This is a genomic window from Streptomyces sp. NPDC107562 (assembly GCF_055657325.1).
Genome location: NZ_JBVKBE010000002.1, coordinates 287,466 through 303,110 on the forward strand (window position 1 = coordinate 287,466; position 15,645 = coordinate 303,110).

Sequence of the window (15,645 nt, forward strand, 5' to 3'; positions counted from 1 at the left end):
CGAGACTACGGCACAACTGACGGCGCCCGCCCTGTCGTCCGGTCGGGGACTGGCGGGCGGGCGCCGTCTCGGGGGTGTCTGGGGGACCCCCAGACAACCAGCCCGTACGCCGTTGTACGGGACGTCTTCTTCGGCCGGCGCGTCAGACCATCAGCGCGCGGTCGGTCGGGCGGATCGGGGCCGGGAGGTCGCTGGCGCCCGTGAGGAAGCGGTCCACGCCGCGGGCGGCCGAGCGGCCCTCCGCGATCGCCCACACGATGAGGGACTGGCCGCGACCGGCGTCACCGGCGACGTAGACGCCCGGCACGTTGGTCTGGAAGTCGGCGTCGCGGGCGATGTTGCCGCGCTCGTCGAGGTCCAGGCCGAACTGGTCGACCAGGCCGTTGTCGCGGTCGGTGCCGGTGAAGCCCATCGCCAGCGTGACCAGTTGGGCGGGAATCTTGCGCTCCGTGCCCGGCTGCGGGGTCGGCCTGCCGTCGACGAACTCGACCTCGGCCAGGTGCAGCCACTGGACGTTGCCGTCCTCGTCGCCCTCGAAGTGGGTGGTCGAGACGGCGTAGACCCGCTCGCCGCCCTCCTCGTGCGCGGACGTGACCTTGTACAGCATGGGGAAGGTCGGCCACGGCTGCGCGACGGCGTCGCGGTCGTCGCCGGGGCGGGGCATGATCTCCAGCTGGGTGACGGAGGCCGCGCCCTGCCGGTGGGCGGTGCCCACGCAGTCGGCGCCGGTGTCGCCGCCGCCGATGACGACCACGTGCTTGCCCTCGGCCGAGAGCGGGGTGGTGACGTAGTCGCCCTCCTGGACCTTGTTGGCCAGCGGCAGGTACTCCATCGCCTGGTGGATGCCCTGGAGTTCCCGGCCCGGGACGGGGAGGTCACGGGCGGTCGTGGCACCGGCGGCGATGACGACCGCGTCGTAGCGCTTGCGCAGGTCCGTCGCCTTCAGGTCGCGGCCGATCTCGACACCGGTGCGGAAGCGGGTGCCCTCCGCGCGCATCTGCTCGATGCGGCGGTTGATGTGCCGCTTCTCCATCTTGAACTCGGGGATGCCGTAGCGCAGCAGGCCGCCGACGCGGTCCGCCCGCTCGTACACCGCCACGGTGTGGCCGGCGCGGGTCAGCTGCTGGGCCGCCGCCAGACCCGCGGGGCCCGAGCCGATCACCGCGACCGTCTTGCCGGACAGGCGCTCCGGGATCTGCGGGGCCACGTCCCCGGTCTCCCACGCCTTGTCGATGATCGAGACCTCGACGTTCTTGATGGTGACCGCCGGCTGGTTGATGCCGAGCACGCACGCCGACTCGCACGGGGCCGGGCACAGACGGCCCGTGAACTCCGGGAAGTTGTTCGTGGCGTGCAGGCGCTCGGACGCGGCGCCCCAGTCCTCGCGGTAGGCGAAGTCGTTCCACTCGGGGATCAGGTTCCCGAGCGGACAGCCGTTGTGGCAGAACGGGATGCCGCAGTCCATGCAGCGGCCGGCCTGCTTGCTGATGATCGGCAGCAGCGAACCGGGGACGTAGACCTCGTTCCAGTCCCGGACGCGCTCTTCGACCGGGCGGGACCTGGCGACCTCGCGGCCGTGGTTCAGAAAGCCCTTCGGGTCAGCCATTGATCGCCGCCTCCATCATCTTCTCGGTGATCTCGGACTCGGTCAGACCGTCTCGCTCGGCGGCGTCCTTGGCGGCGAGCACTGCCTTGTACGTGCTGGGGATGATCTTGCTGAAGCGGTCGACCGCGGTGTCCCACTCGGCCAGGAGCTTCTCGGCGACCGTGGAGCCGGTGTCCTCCTGGTGACGGCGCACCACGTCGTGCAGCCACTGCTTGTCGGTGTCGTCGAGGGCCTCCACGGCCCCGACGTTGCCGACGTTGACGTTGTCGCGGTCGAGGTCGATCACGTACGCGATGCCGCCGGACATGCCGGCCGCGAAGTTGCGGCCCGTCTCGCCGAGCACCACCGCGTGGCCGCCGGTCATGTACTCGCAGCCGTGGTCGCCCACACCCTCGGAGACCACCAGCGCGCCGGAGTTGCGCACGCAGAAGCGCTCGCCGACCCTGCCGCGCAGGAACATCTCGCCGCCGGTCGCGCCGTACGCGAGGGTGTTGCCCGCGATGACGCTGTACTCGGCGAGGTGGTCCGCGCCCCGGTCCGGGCGCACGATCACACGGCCGCCCGACAGGCCCTTGCCGACGTAGTCGTTGGCGTCGCCTTCCAGGCGCAGCGTGATGCCGCGCGGGACGAAGGCACCGAAGGACTGGCCGGCCGAACCGGTGAAGGTGATGTCGATGGTGTCGTCGGGCAGGCCCGCGCCACCGAACTTCTTGGTCACCTCGTGGCCGAGCATGGTGCCGACCGTGCGGTTGATGTTGCGGATGGCGACCTGGGCGCGCACCGGCTGCGCGTCGGCGGCACCGGCCGCGGCCAGGGCGTCGGCGGCGAGCCTGATCAGCTCGTTGTCGAGCGCCTTCTCCAGACCGTGGTCCTGTGCGATCAGCTGGTGGCGGACCGCGCCCTCGGGCAGCTCGGGCACGTGGAACAGCGGCTCCAGCTCCAGGCCCTGCGCCTTCCAGTGGTCGACGGCGCGCGTGACGTCGAGCGCCTCGGCGTGGCCGACGGCCTCCTCGATGGAGCGGAAGCCCAGCTCGGCCAGCAGCTCGCGGACCTCCTCGGCGATGAACTGGAAGAAGTTCACCACGTACTCGGCCTTGCCGGTGAAGCGCTCGCGCAGCGTCGGGTTCTGGGTGGCGATGCCGACCGGGCAGGTGTCCAGGTGGCAGACGCGCATCATGACGCAGCCGGAGACGACGAGCGGCGCGGTCGCGAAACCGAACTCCTCGGCGCCGAGCAGCGCGGCGATCACGACGTCGCGGCCGGTCTTGAGCTGACCGTCGGTCTGGACGACGATCCGGTCACGCAGGCCGTTGAGCAGCAGCGTCTGCTGGGTCTCGGCGAGACCGAGCTCCCAGGGGCCGCCCGCGTGCTTCAGTGAGGTCAGCGGCGAGGCACCGGTGCCGCCGTCGTGACCGGAGATCAGCACCACGTCGGCGTGCGCCTTGGACACACCGGCGGCGACGGTGCCGACGCCCACCTCGGAGACCAGCTTCACGTGGATGCGTGCCTGCGGGTTGGCGTTCTTCAGGTCGTGGATCAGCTGGGCCAGATCCTCGATGGAGTAGATGTCGTGGTGCGGCGGCGGGGAGATGAGCCCCACGCCCGGCGTGGAGTGCCGGGTCTTCGCCACCCACGGGTACACCTTGTGGCCGGGCAGCTGACCGCCCTCGCCGGGCTTGGCGCCCTGCGCCATCTTGATCTGGATGTCGTCGGAGTTGACCAGGTACTCGCTGGTCACGCCGAAGCGGCCGGAGGCCACCTGCTTGATCGACGACCGGCGGGCAGGGTCGTACAGGCGGTCCGGGTCCTCGCCGCCCTCACCGGTGTTGGACTTGCCGCCCAGCTGGTTCATGGCGATGGCGAGCGTCTCGTGCGCCTCGCGCGAGATCGAGCCGTAGGACATGGCGCCGGTGGAGAACCGCTTGACGATCTCACTGGCCGGCTCGACCTCGTCGAGCGGGATCGGCTGCCGGCCGGACGCGAAGCCGAACAGGCCGCGCAACGTCATCAGGCGCTCGGACTGCTCGTTCACGCGCTCGGTGTACTTCTTGAAGATGTCGTAGCGGCCGGTGCGCGTGGAGTGCTGGAGGCGGAAGACCGTCTCCGGGTCGAACAGGTGCGGCTCGCCCTCGCGGCGCCACTGGTACTCGCCGCCTATCTCCAGCGCGCGGTGCGCCGGGGCGATCCCCGAGGCCGGGTACGCCTTGGCGTGCCGGGCGGCGACCTCATTGGCGACGACGTCGATGCCCACGCCGCCGATCTTGGTGGCGGTGCCGTTGAAGTACTTCTCCACGAAGGTCTCGTCGAGACCGACGGCCTCGAAGACCTGGGCGCCGCGGTAGGAGGCGACGGTGGAGATGCCCATCTTGGACATGACCTTCAGCACGCCCTTGCCGAGCGCGTAGATCAGGTTGCGGATGGCCTTCTCGGCCTCCATGCCCGGCAGGAAGGTGCCCGCGCGGACCAGGTCCTCGACGGACTCCATCGCCAGGTACGGGTTGACGGCGGCGGCGCCGTAGCCGATCAGCAGGGCGACGTGGTGGACCTCGCGGACGTCACCGGCCTCGACCAGCAGGCCCACGTGGGTGCGCTGCTTGGTGCGGATGAGGTGGTGGTGGACGGCCGCGGTGAGCAGCAGCGAGGGGATCGGGGCGTGCTCGGCGTCCGAGTGCCGGTCGGACAGCACGATCAGCCGGGCGCCGTTCTCGATGGCGCCGTCGGCCTCGGCGCAGATCTCCTCGATCCGCGCGGCGAGCGAGTCACCGCCCCCGCTGACGCGGTAGAGCCCGGAGAGCGTGGCGGCCTTCATGCCGGGCATGTCGCCGTCGGCGTTGATGTGGATCAGCTTGGCCAGCTCGTCGTTGTCGATCACCGGGAAGGGCAGGGTGACCGAGCGGCAGGAAGCGGCCGTCGGCTCGAGCAGGTTGCCCTGCGGGCCGAGGGAGGAGCGCAGCGAGGTGACCAGCTCCTCGCGGATCGCGTCCAGCGGCGGGTTGGTGACCTGCGCGAACAGCTGGGTGAAGTAGTCGAAGAGCAGGCGCGGGCGCTCGGAGAGTGCCGCGATCGGCGAGTCCGTGCCCATCGAGCCCAGCGGCTCACCGCCGGTCTTGGCCATCGGCGCCAGGATGATGCGCAGCTCTTCCTCGGTGTAGCCGAAGGTCTGCTGGCGGCGGGTGACCGAGGCGTGGGTGTGCACGATGTGCTCGCGCTCGGGCAGGTCGGAGAGCTCGATCTCGCCGGCTTCCAGCCACTCCGCGTAGGGCTGATCCTCCGCGAGCGAGCGCTTGATCTCGTCGTCCTCGATGATGCGGTGCTCGACGGTGTCGACGAGGAACATGCGGCCGGGCTGGAGGCGTCCCTTGCGGACCACCTTCGCCGGGTCGATGTCGAGGACGCCGACCTCGGAGCCGAGGACGACGAGGCCGTCGTCGGTGACCCAGTAGCGGCCGGGGCGCAGACCGTTGCGGTCGAGAACGGCGCCGACCTGGGTGCCGTCGGTGAAGGTGACGCACGCCGGGCCGTCCCAGGGCTCCATCATCGTGGAGTGGTACTGGTAGAACGCGCGCCGGGCCGGGTCCATGGAGTCGTGGTTCTCCCACGCCTCGGGGATCATCATCAGCACCGAGTGGGGCAGCGAGCGCCCGCCGAGGTGCAGCAGTTCGAGCACCTCGTCGAAGGACGCCGAGTCGGAGGCGTCGGGCGTGCAGACCGGGAAGACCTTCTCCAGCTTCTCGGGGGCGCCGAACAGCTCGGAGTACAGCTGCGACTCGCGGGCCCGCATCCAGTTGCGGTTGCCCTTGACGGTGTTGATCTCACCGTTGTGCGCGACGAAGCGGTACGGGTGCGCCAGCGGCCAGGACGGGAAGGTGTTCGTGGAGAACCGGGAGTGCACGAGCGCGATCGCGGAGGCGAACCGGCGGTCGGACAGGTCCGGGAAGAACGGCTCCAGCTGGCCGGTGGTCAGCATGCCCTTGTAGACGATCGTCCGCGCGGACAGCGAGGGGAAGTAGACGCCGGCCTCGCGCTCGGCGCGCTTGCGCAGCACGAAGGCCTTGCGGTCCAGCGCGATGCCCTCGGACGCGCCGTCCGTCACGAAGATCTGCCGGAAGGCGGGCATCGTCGAGCGGGCGGTGGCGCCGAGCAGCTCGGGCGCGACCGGCACCTCGCGCCAGCCGAGGACGGTCAGGCCCTCGTCCGCGGCGATCGTCTCGATCCGCGAGACGGCCTCGTCGGTGCCGCCCTCGGGCAGGAAGGCGATACCGACGGCGTAGCCACCGGCCTGCGGCAGTGCGAATCCGGCCACCTCGCGGAAGAAGGAGTCCGGCACCTGGGCGAGGATGCCCGCGCCGTCACCGGAGTCCGGCTCGGAGCCGGTGGCCCCGCGGTGCTCCAGGTTGCGCAGCACCGTGAGCGCCTGTTCGACCAGCGCATGGCTCGCCTCACCGGTGAGGGTGGCCACGAAGCCGACGCCGCAGGCGTCGTGCTCGTTGCGGGGGTCGTACATACCCTGCGCAGCAGGGCGAGCATCCATGAAAGACCAGTTCCGGCCATTCGCGGAGTGCTGGGACGGCTGGCGCGGCGTACGCATCGGCTCTCCCGTCGTCAAGTGGCATGTTCAAGTGCCGAGGGACGACGCTGGCCCTCGCGTGGATCAAAATTTCGTGCAGGTTACATGATGGAGCGGATCTCGGGAACCGGATAGACCATTCCAACATGCGGACTTCTCGCGAGGGTGCGCGACGAAGGCACCGCGGCTCGGCGGCAGCAGATTATGGGGGGCCGGGGAGGACAGATCCTTGTCCGTCGGCCCGGTAGAGGGGCAAGCAGCGCCGCTCGCCCCGTGAGTGCGCCAAAGGCCTCATTGCCCACAGCGCTTACGGCTCATGCCCGGCGATTACGCACTCGAAACCAGGCGGTAACGGCTACTTATGCGGTCCTCCGCATAAAGCCCGGAGACCCTATCCTACGGCCGTTCCGAACAGACTGCCCAGGGCATACGTCACACCGGCGGCCGCACCGCCGAGGGCGAGCTGCCGCAGCCCGCTGAACCACCAGGTCCGCGCCGTCACCCTCGCCACCACGGCACCACATCCGAACAGCCCGAGCAACGCGAGCAGCACCGCGGGCCACAGCACCGTCGCACCGAGCAGGTACGGCAGGACGGGGAGCAGGGCCCCGAGCGCGAAGGAACCGAAGCTCGACACCGCCGCGACCAGCGGCGAGGGCAGATCGCCCGGATCGATGCCGAGCTCCTCGCGGGCGTGGATCTCCAGCGCCTGCTCGGGATCCTTCGACAGCTGCCGGGCCACCTCACGGGCCAGCCCCGGCTCGACGCCGCGGGCCTCGTAGAGCCGGGCGAGCTCGGCCTCCTCGTCCTGCGGGTGCTTGCGCAGCTCGCGGCGCTCGACGTCCAGCTCGGCCTCGACCAGCTCACGCTGCGAGGCCACCGAGGTGTACTCGCCGGCGGCCATCGAGAAGGCACCGGCGGCGAGGCCCGCGAGGCCGGTCAGCACGATCGTCTGCTGGCCGACCGCGCCACCCGCGACACCGGTCATCAGGGCGAGGTTGGAGACCAGGCCGTCCATCGCACCGAAGACGGCGGGGCGCAGCCAGCCGCCGTTGACGTCCCGGTGCGTGTGGTTGTCGCGATGCGCCTCGTGCAGCGCGGCCTCGGTCTCGATGATCGCCATGACAGGTCCCCCAGGAGAGCAAACTTGGATGCGTTCTATTTTTTGACATCACCCAGCCTACGCTCTGGATTTCACCCCCGCCAGGAAGGAAAGGCTCGTCTAACCTGCGGCTTTACCCTTTCTTGCTCATTCGAATACTCATCCGCTCAGATGTCGACCGGGTGACACTGAGGCGCGTGAGGCTGCGCGGCACACCGCACCGGGGACAGTTCCGCAAAGGGTTGAACGCCCTGAGAGGAGAGGCCGCGATGCCATCGATCGCCCGCGTTCCCTCGGTACCGGCCCCCGGGGAGGCCGACGCACTACGGTCCCGGGCCCGCGGCGCCCTGCTCGGCCTCGCCGTCGGCGACGCCCTGGGCGCCCCCGCCGAGAACATGAAGCCGTCCGAGATCCGCGCCCGCTGGGGCCGTATCACCGGCTACGTCGCCGAGCGCCCGTCGGGCACGGACGACACCGAGTACGCGATCTTCTCGGGCCTGCTGCTCGCCCGGCACGGCTCCGCGCTCACCCCCGCCCATGTGGAGGCGGCATGGCACGCCTGGATCGCGGACCGCGCCGAGGGCCAGTTCCGGGGCGCGGGCTTCAGCGAGCGCGGCACGCTGGAGAACCTCCGCCGCGGCCTCGCCGCTCCCATCTCCGCCCAGCACCGGCACGCCTGGAGCGACGGCCTCGCGATGCGCGCCGCACCGTTCGGGGTGTTCGCCGCCGGCCGCCCCGCCGAGGCGGCCCGGCTGGTCGCGATCGACGGCTCCGTCAGCCACGAGGGCGAGGGCATCTACGGCGGCCAGGCGGTCGCGGCCGGGGTGGCCGCGGCGATGGCGGGCGCCCCGGCGACCGCCGTGGTCGCCTCCGCGCTCGCCGTCGTGCCGGACGACTCCTGGACCGCGCGCTCCCTGCGCCGGGCCGTGGTCGTGGCCCACCGCGGCGAACGCGCGGTGCGCTCCGCCGTGGTCATCGGCGGCTACCCCTGGACCGACCTGGCCCCCGAGGCCGTCGCCCTGGCCTTCGGGGCCTACGCGGCGGCCGACGGCGACTTCAAGGAGTCGGTGCTCACGGCCGTCAACATGGGCCGGGACGCCGACACCACGGCCGCGGTCGCGGGCGCCCTGGCCGGGGCCTCGCAGGGCGAGTCCGCGATCCCGCAGGAGTGGGCGGCGGCGATCGGCCCGGCGCGGGGGAGCTGCCTGCCGTCGATGGCCGGCCACCACGTGCTGGAGGTCGCGGACCTGCTCACCCCGGAGGACGACAGCCCCCACCGGGGCGGGCGGGCGACGGCCGCGCCGGGAGAGGCGGTCCGATGAGACCTCCGGCCCCGTGGGACGAGACGGCCCCGCTGACCCTGGACACCCCGCCGACGTCGACGGACCTCGAAGAGGCCCTGACAGGCCACCCGGACCCCGAGCCCACAGAGACAGACACAGACACAGCCGACGCAACCCGCACGGGCGGTGCGGTCGAGCAACCCAGGGTCGCAGCCGAGGCCGGGACGGCACCCCGCCCCGCCGGCAGCAGGATCGAGGGCCTCCTCCTGGGCCTGGCAGCGGGTGACGCCGCCGGCTGGCCCGCCGCCCGCCACCGCGCCGCCCGCATGCCCGAATGGACCCGGCGCCTCACCCGCGAACTCGACACCTTCGCCGAGAACAACGCGACGACCACCCTCCCCGTCCCCATCGCCCTCAACCAGCCCCCCGAGCCCCTGCGCCTCGGTCCCTCCGACGACGCCGAGTGGGCGGCCTTCGCCGCGGAGGCCGTGCTGCGCGCCGGCGACGACACCGTCCTCGGCGACCTCAGCCGGGAACGCCGGGTCCGGGCGGCCATCGACCTCACCTGGAACTCCGTGGCCAGCGAGGTCGCGGCGGCGGCGATGCGTGCCCCCGAGATCGAGTCCGCCGTCCTCCCGCTGCGCGCCCGCATCTCCGTGCGGGCCGGCCTCGGCAACCTCGCCGCCGGCCTGCGCCCGCCCGCCACCGGCCACGACAACCCGCACTACTTCGACGACGCCGCCTGTGTCCGCGCCTGCGTGCTGGCCGTCGCCCACCCCGGCGACCCCGCGCTCGCCGCGTCCCTCGCCGAGTTCGACGCCCGCTACACCCAGGACGGCGACGGGGTGCACGGCGCCCGGGCGATGGCCGCCGCCGTGTCCGTCGCGCTCACCGGCGCGAGCCCGCACGCCTGCGCGACCGCGGCGCTCGCCGAACTGCCCGAGGGGACGGAGATCGGCCGCAACGCCCGCCACGCCCTGAAGCTGGCGGCGGAGGCCGTCAGTGCCTTCGCGCTGATCCCCCTCCTGGAACATCAGATCGTGGACCACGTCTACAGCTACGGCATCGCCGCCGCCGAGACCGTCCCGGTCGCCCTCGCGCTCACCCTGGCCTCCCGGGGCCGGATCGCGGAGGCGGTGCCCGCCGCGGCCTGCCTCTCGCGCGTCGCGGACTCGGCCCCGGCCCTCGCGGGGGCCCTGACCGGCGCGCTCGGCGGCGGCGCGGCGATCCCCGGCACCTGGCGCGAGACCTGCCGGCACCTCTCCGGCTGCGTACTCCCCCGCCTCACCGGCACCGACCTGGTGGAACTCGCCGAACTCCTGGAAGCCGCACAACCGGCCCCGCCAGGGGGATGATTCGGCTCATGACCCCCAAAGGAGCAGAAAGCCAAGCAGACTCCCTCAGCGAGCGGATCACCGGCGCCCTGGTCGGCGCGGCCGTCGGCGACGCTCTCGGCGGCCCCGTCGAGGGCTACTCCCCCGACCAGATCACCGAGCGCCACGGCGGCCGCGTCCACGGCATCGTCGGCCCCTGGAACGGCGGCGCCTGGCGCACCGCCCGCCCCCTCGCGCCGTACCACAAGGGCGACGGCCACGTCACCGACGACACCTTGATGACCCATGCGCTGGTACGGGTCTACACCGAGGTCCGCGACCACCTCGACGCCTATGCCGTCGCCGACCACCTGGTCCCGGACCTGATCAGCACCCCGCGCTGGATCCCGGAGCTGGAGGCGCAGGCACTCCCCCTGCAGCGGATCTTCCTGGCGGAGAAGTGGCTGGTGGCACGGATCCACTACGGTCACGTCGACCCACGGGAGGCGGGCGTCGGCAACATCGTCAACTGCGGGGCCGCGATGTACATGGCCCCGGTCGGCCTGGTCAACGCGGCCAACCCGGCCGGCGCCTACGCCGAGGCCCTGGACGTCGCGGGCGCCCACCAGTCCTCGTACGGCCGCGAGGCGGCGGGCGTCTTCGCGGCGGCGGTGGCGGCGGCCTGCGTCCCCGGGGCGACACCGGAGTCGGTGGTGGCGGCCTGCCTGGAGCACGCGAAGGACGGCACACGGGCCGCGATCGCGGCGGTGTGCGAAGTGGCGGGCCGGTACTCGGACTTCGAGTCCGCGCTGACTCCGCTGCGCGAGGCGGTGACCCCGTACGACACGGTGGGCCCCGACTACCGCGCCCCCTCGCTCGGTGCCCGCCGCCCCTCCCGGCTGCACGCCATCGAGGAACTGCCCGTCGCGCTCGGCATGTTGCTGGTGGCGGGCGGCGACTACCGCCAGGCGGTCCTCGGCGCGGTCAACTACGGCCGCGACTGCGACTCGATCGCGACGATGGCGGGCGCCCTGGCCGGGGCACTGGGCTCCCCGGTCCCGGACGAGTGGTCGAAGACGGTGGCGGAGGCGAGCCGCCTCGACCTGTGGGAACCGGCGCGCGCGCTCGGCGAGGTCACGGCGGAGATCTTCCAGCGGGACGTGAAGCGGCGCCGTGCCCACGAGGAGTCGTTCACCGCGCTGGGAGGCAGCGGATGCTCCGACTGACCTGGGTCCAGCCCGAGGACCTGCTCGGCCACGAACTCCGCCAGGCGCACCAGGACGGCCGCCGCCCGACCGCCGTCGAGAGGCGCTGGAAACTGGCGGGCGGTCCCGACGCCCCCGTCCGGGCGGGCGCCTCCCCGCAACCGGCCTCCCGCTACCTGCGGCAACTGGCCGAGGACCTGCTGGACGAACTGGCGGACCTGCCCAGCCGGCTCCAGGACCGGGAGCCGACGGGACTGGCGAGGATCAGGTCCCTGTGCCCCGACTGGCCGTCGCCGGACCGCGCCGCCGGAGTGCCGGCCGGCCTGGAGGCACGCCTGCACGCCGCCTGGCTGGGCCGGGCCGTCGGCTGTCTGCTGGGCAAACCCGTCGAGAAGCTCCCCCTCACGGGAATCCGCCGGCTCGCCCGCGCCGCCGGCAACTGGCCCCTGGCCGCCTACTTCACCGCCCGGGGAGTCCCCCAGGCGCTCCTCGACATCTACCCCTGGAACCGCCGCTCGGCCGGTACCTCGCTCGCCGAGAACATCGACGGCATGCCCGAGGACGACGACCTCAACTACGCCCTCCTCAACCTCCTCCTGCTCCAGCGGCGCACCAGGGACTTCACCACCGCGGACGTGGCAGGACTCTGGCTCGACGAACTCCCCGCCGGCCGCGCCTTCACCGCCGAACGCGTCGCCTACCGCAATCTCCTCACCGGCATCGAGCCCCCGCACACCGCCCGCCACCGCAACCCCTTCCGCGAGTGGATCGGCGCCCTCATCCGCGCCGACCTGCACGGCTGGACCCGTCCCGGCGACCCCGCCGCCGCGGCCGAACAGGCGCACCGGGACGCCACGCTCAGCCACACCGCGAACGGCGTCTACGCGGCGATGTTCACCGCCGCCACCATCGCCACCGCGGCCACCGGCACCGCCGACGTCCACACCAGCCTGCGGACCGGACTCGGTGTCGTCCCCCCGCACTCCCGCCTGGCCGAGGCCGTCCGGCACGCCGTCGAACTCGCCCGGTCCCACGAGGACTTCGACACGGTCGTGGACGAACTCCACATCCGGCACGCCGCCTACCACTGGGTGCACGCCGTGCCCAACACCGCCCTGATCGCCGCCGCCCTCACCCACGCGGACGGCGACTTCACGGGCGCCGTCTGCCGTGCCGTCTCCGGCGGCTGGGACACCGACTCCAACGGGGCCACCGCCGGCAGCGTCGCCGGCCTGCTCGCGGGCACCCCCGCCGCGCTCCCGGACCACTGGACGGCCCCCCTCAAGAACCGCCTCGCCACCTCCATCGCGGACTTCGACGGCACCGGCTTCGACACGCTGGCCCACCTCACCCTCCTGGAGGCGACCCGCCCATGACCCGTACCGAGTGCACGACATGACCACGCCCACCCCGCCGCTCGGCGGCCTCCGCGTCCTCGACCTGGCCACCCTCTTCGCCGGCCCCCTCGCCGCCACCCTGCTCGGCGACTTCGGCGCGGAGGTCGTCAAGATCGAGCACCCGAGGAAACCGGACCCCTCCCGCGGCCACGGCCCCGCCAAGGACGGCATCGGCCTGTGGTGGAAGCACCTCGGCCGCAACAAGCGCACCATCACCCTCGACCTCTCCAAGCCCGGCGGTCAGGCCACCCTGCGCCGCCTGGTCGCCGACGCGGACGTCGTCATCGAGAACTTCCGCCCGGGCACCCTGGAGAAATGGGACCTCGGCTGGCCGGAGCTGTCCGCCGTCAACCCCCGCCTGGTCCTCACCCGCGTCACCGCCTTCGGCCAGTTCGGCCCCTACGCCCACCGCCCGGGCTTCGGCACCCTCGCCGAGGCGATGAGCGGCTTCGCCGCGATCACGGGGGAGCCCGAGGCGCCCCCGACCCTCCCGCCCTTCGGCCTCGCCGACTCCATCGCCGGACTGGCCACGGCGTACGCGGTGATGGCCGCCCTCGCCGCCCGCGACCGCACGGGCGAGGGCCAGGTCGTCGACATGGCGATCATCGAACCGATCCTCACGGTCCTCGGCCCGCACCCCCTCTGGTACGACCAGCTCGGCCACGTCCAGCCCCGTACCGGCAACCGCTCCCAGAACAACGCCCCACGCAACACCTACCGCACCGCCGACGGCAGTTGGGTCGCGGTCTCGACCTCGGCCCAGTCCATCGCGGAACGTGTCATGCGGCTGGTGGGCCGCCCCGAGCTGATCGACGAGCCGTGGTTCGCCACGGGCGCCGACCGCGCCCGGCACGCGGACGTGCTCGACGAGGCGGTCGGCAGCTGGATCGCCGAACGCCCCCGCGAGGAGGTCCTCGCGGCCTTCGAGAAGGCGGAGGCGGCGGTGGCCCCGATCCAGGACGTCCGCGACGTGATGACCGATCCCCAGTACGCGGCCCTGGACACCGTCACGACCGTCGACGACCCCGACCTGGGCCCGCTCCGTATGCAGAACGTCCTCTTCCGCCTCTCCGCCACGCCCGGCTCGATCCGCTGGGCGGGCCGCCCGCACGGCGCGGACACCGACGAGGTGCTCACCGAGCTGGGTCTGACCCCCGAGGAGCTGACCGCCCTGCGCGCGGAGGGCGCCCTGTGACCACCCCACTGACCTGGCTGTACGCCCCCGGTGACCGCCCCGACGTGGTCGGCAAGGCCCTCGTCGCGGGCGCCGATGTCGTCGTGGTCGACCTGGAGGACGCCGTCGCGCCCGAGCGCAAGGACTACGCCCGCGCCGCCACCGCGGAACTCCTCTCCGAGCCCCGTCACCCCACACCGGTGCACGTCCGTGTCAACGCCCTGGACACCCCGTGGGCCGACACGGACCTGAAGACGCTGGCCGCCCTCCCCGGCGTGGCGGGACTGCGCCTGCCCAAGGTGGCGTCGCCCTGCCACATCACGGAGACGGCGGACCGGACGGACGCCGACGGCAGTCGGCCACCTCTGTACGCGCTGCTGGAGTCGGCCCTGGCCATCGAGCACGCCTACGCCATCGCCTGCGCCCACCCTGCGTTGCGCGGCATCTCCCTGGGGGAGGCCGATCTGCGGGCCGACCTGGGCGTGCGGTGCGACAGCGGGCTCGACTGGCCGCGCTCGCGCGTCGTCAACGCGGCGCGGGCGGCGGGCCTCGCCCCGCCACCCCAGTCGGTGCACCCCGACGTCCGCGATCTGGAGGGGCTCGCGGCGACCTGCGCCCACGGCCGGGCCCTCGGCTTCATGGGCCGGGCGGCGATCCACCCCCGCCAGCTCCCGATCATCGAACGGGCCTACCTCCCCACCCCGGAGGAGATCGAGAAGGCGCAGACCATCCTCCGGGCGGCGGCCGTCAACAGCTCCGCCCAGGCCCTCCCGGACGGCACGTTCATCGACGCGGCCGTGGTCGGCGAGGCGACCCGGACGCTGGCGCTGGCGCACCGCGACTGACGCCCCGGAACACGACGAGGGCGCCCGGCGGAACTCCGGGCGCCCTCGGACGTGTACGACGCGGTCGTCAGGTCTTCTTCGTCGCCGTCCCGGCCTCATCGGCCTCGGCCTCGTCCCCGGCCGTGCCGGACGCACCGTCACCGTCGGCCTTCTCGGCCGTCCGCGTCTTGTCGGCATCGCCGGCCGCGTCGGTCTCGTCCGCCGCGTCGGTCTCCCCGGCCACGGCTCCGTCGTCGACGGCGGCGGGATCCGGTTCCACCACGGCCTCACGGCCCGGCCGCTTCTTCGCGGACACCACGATGTAGACGACGGCCAGCACGAACACCAGCAGCGCGGTCCAGTTGTTCAGGCGCAGCCCGAGGATGTGGTGCGCGTCGTCGACCCGCATGTACTCGATCCAGAACCTGCCCGCGCAGTAGGAGGCGACGTACAGCGCGAACGCCCGGCCGTGGCCGAGGTGGAACCGCCGGTCGGCCCAGACCACCAGCACCGCGACACCGATGCACCACAGGGACTCGTACAGGAACGTCGGGTGGTAGTACCCCGGTACCCGGCCGTCCGCGGTGGAGGTGATGTGCAGTGCCCAGGGGAGGTCGGTCTGCCGCCCGTACAGCTCCTGGTTGAACCAGTTGCCCCAGCGCCCGATGCCCTGCGCCAGCGCGATACCGGGGGCGACGGCGTCGGCGTACGCGGGCAGCGGGATACCCCGCCGGCGGCAGCCGATCCACGCGCCGACCGCGCCCAGCGCGATCGCGCCCCAGATGCCGAGGCCGCCCTCCCAGATCTTGAAGGCGTCCACCCAGTCACGGCCCTCGCTGAAGTACAGCTCGTAGTCCGTGATCACGTGGTACAGACGGCCGCCGACCAGGCCGAACGGCACCGCCCAGACCGCGATGTCGGCCACCGTGCCGGTGCGCCCACCACGGGCGATCCAGCGCCTGTTGCCGTACCACACGGCCACGAAGACGCCGAGGATGATGCAGAACGCGTAGCCGCGCAGCGGGATCGGGCCGATGTACAGCACTCCGCGCGAGGGGCTGGGGATGTAGGCAAGTTCCATGGCAAGGTCGACGCTACCGTGCCGGGCAGGCCCGATGTCGAGCAGCCCGGCAACGGCTCCATAACAGGGCCACGGCGGCCCGGTGGGCTCGCG

Annotated in this window: 10 protein-coding genes; 6 read left to right on the forward strand and 4 right to left on the reverse strand. The window is 72.5% G+C overall.

Going from position 1 to position 15,645, the window contains the following annotated elements; genetic code table 11:
* Positions 1–142: 142 nt before the first annotated feature.
* From ACZ7LV_RS07125 to ACZ7LV_RS07135, 3 genes are all read right to left on the reverse strand, one after another.
* Positions 143–1,606 (reverse strand): glutamate synthase subunit beta, encoded by a 1,464-nt coding sequence (locus ACZ7LV_RS07125; RefSeq protein ID WP_471936612.1) that lies wholly within the window; start codon positions 1,604–1,606, stop codon positions 143–145.
* Entirely contained in the window at positions 1,599–6,194 is a 4,596-nt protein-coding gene (gene gltB / locus ACZ7LV_RS07130; RefSeq protein WP_471936614.1) for a glutamate synthase large subunit, read from the reverse strand. Before gltB ends, ACZ7LV_RS07125 begins: the two co-directional genes overlap by 8 nt.
* Before the next feature lie 370 nt (positions 6,195–6,564).
* A complete protein-coding gene (locus tag ACZ7LV_RS07135) occupies positions 6,565–7,296 on the reverse strand; it encodes a VIT1/CCC1 transporter family protein (RefSeq protein ID WP_471936616.1) in 732 nt (243 codons plus the stop codon).
* Positions 7,297–7,544: 248 nt separating this feature from the next.
* On the opposite strand from ACZ7LV_RS07135, the gene ACZ7LV_RS07140 reads away from it, so the two are divergent.
* The 6 genes from ACZ7LV_RS07140 to ACZ7LV_RS07165 are packed head-to-tail and all read left to right on the forward strand — an operon-like array spanning position 7,545 to position 14,492.
* On the forward strand, positions 7,545–8,597 hold the full coding sequence (locus ACZ7LV_RS07140; RefSeq protein WP_471936618.1) for an ADP-ribosylglycohydrolase family protein: 1,053 nt from the start codon (positions 7,545–7,547) through the stop codon (positions 8,595–8,597).
* Positions 8,594–9,913: an ADP-ribosylglycohydrolase family protein gene (locus ACZ7LV_RS07145; RefSeq protein WP_471936620.1), complete on the forward strand. Its 1,320-nt coding sequence runs from the start codon at positions 8,594–8,596 to the stop codon at positions 9,911–9,913. Before ACZ7LV_RS07140 ends, ACZ7LV_RS07145 begins: the two co-directional genes overlap by 4 nt.
* Before the next feature lie 8 nt (positions 9,914–9,921).
* A complete protein-coding gene (locus tag ACZ7LV_RS07150) occupies positions 9,922–11,097 on the forward strand; it encodes an ADP-ribosylglycohydrolase family protein (protein ID WP_471936622.1) in 1,176 nt (391 codons plus the stop codon).
* Positions 11,085–12,452, forward strand: a complete 1,368-nt coding sequence (locus ACZ7LV_RS07155; RefSeq protein WP_471936624.1) for an ADP-ribosylglycohydrolase family protein — start codon at positions 11,085–11,087, stop codon at positions 12,450–12,452. The genes ACZ7LV_RS07150 and ACZ7LV_RS07155 overlap by 13 nt, the downstream gene beginning before the upstream one ends.
* 19 nt (positions 12,453–12,471) lie before the next feature.
* Positions 12,472–13,668 (forward strand): CaiB/BaiF CoA transferase family protein, encoded by a 1,197-nt coding sequence (locus ACZ7LV_RS07160; RefSeq protein ID WP_471936626.1) that lies wholly within the window; start codon positions 12,472–12,474, stop codon positions 13,666–13,668.
* Entirely contained in the window at positions 13,665–14,492 is an 828-nt protein-coding gene (locus tag ACZ7LV_RS07165) for an HpcH/HpaI aldolase/citrate lyase family protein (protein WP_471936628.1), read from the forward strand. The genes ACZ7LV_RS07160 and ACZ7LV_RS07165 overlap by 4 nt, the downstream gene beginning before the upstream one ends.
* 67 nt (positions 14,493–14,559) lie before the next feature.
* Here ACZ7LV_RS07165 and lgt read toward each other — a convergent pair whose 3' ends face one another.
* Complete coding sequence (lgt, locus tag ACZ7LV_RS07170) at positions 14,560–15,552, reverse strand: prolipoprotein diacylglyceryl transferase (RefSeq protein WP_471936630.1); 993 nt, start codon at positions 15,550–15,552, stop codon at positions 14,560–14,562.
* Positions 15,553–15,645 lie beyond the last annotated feature (93 nt).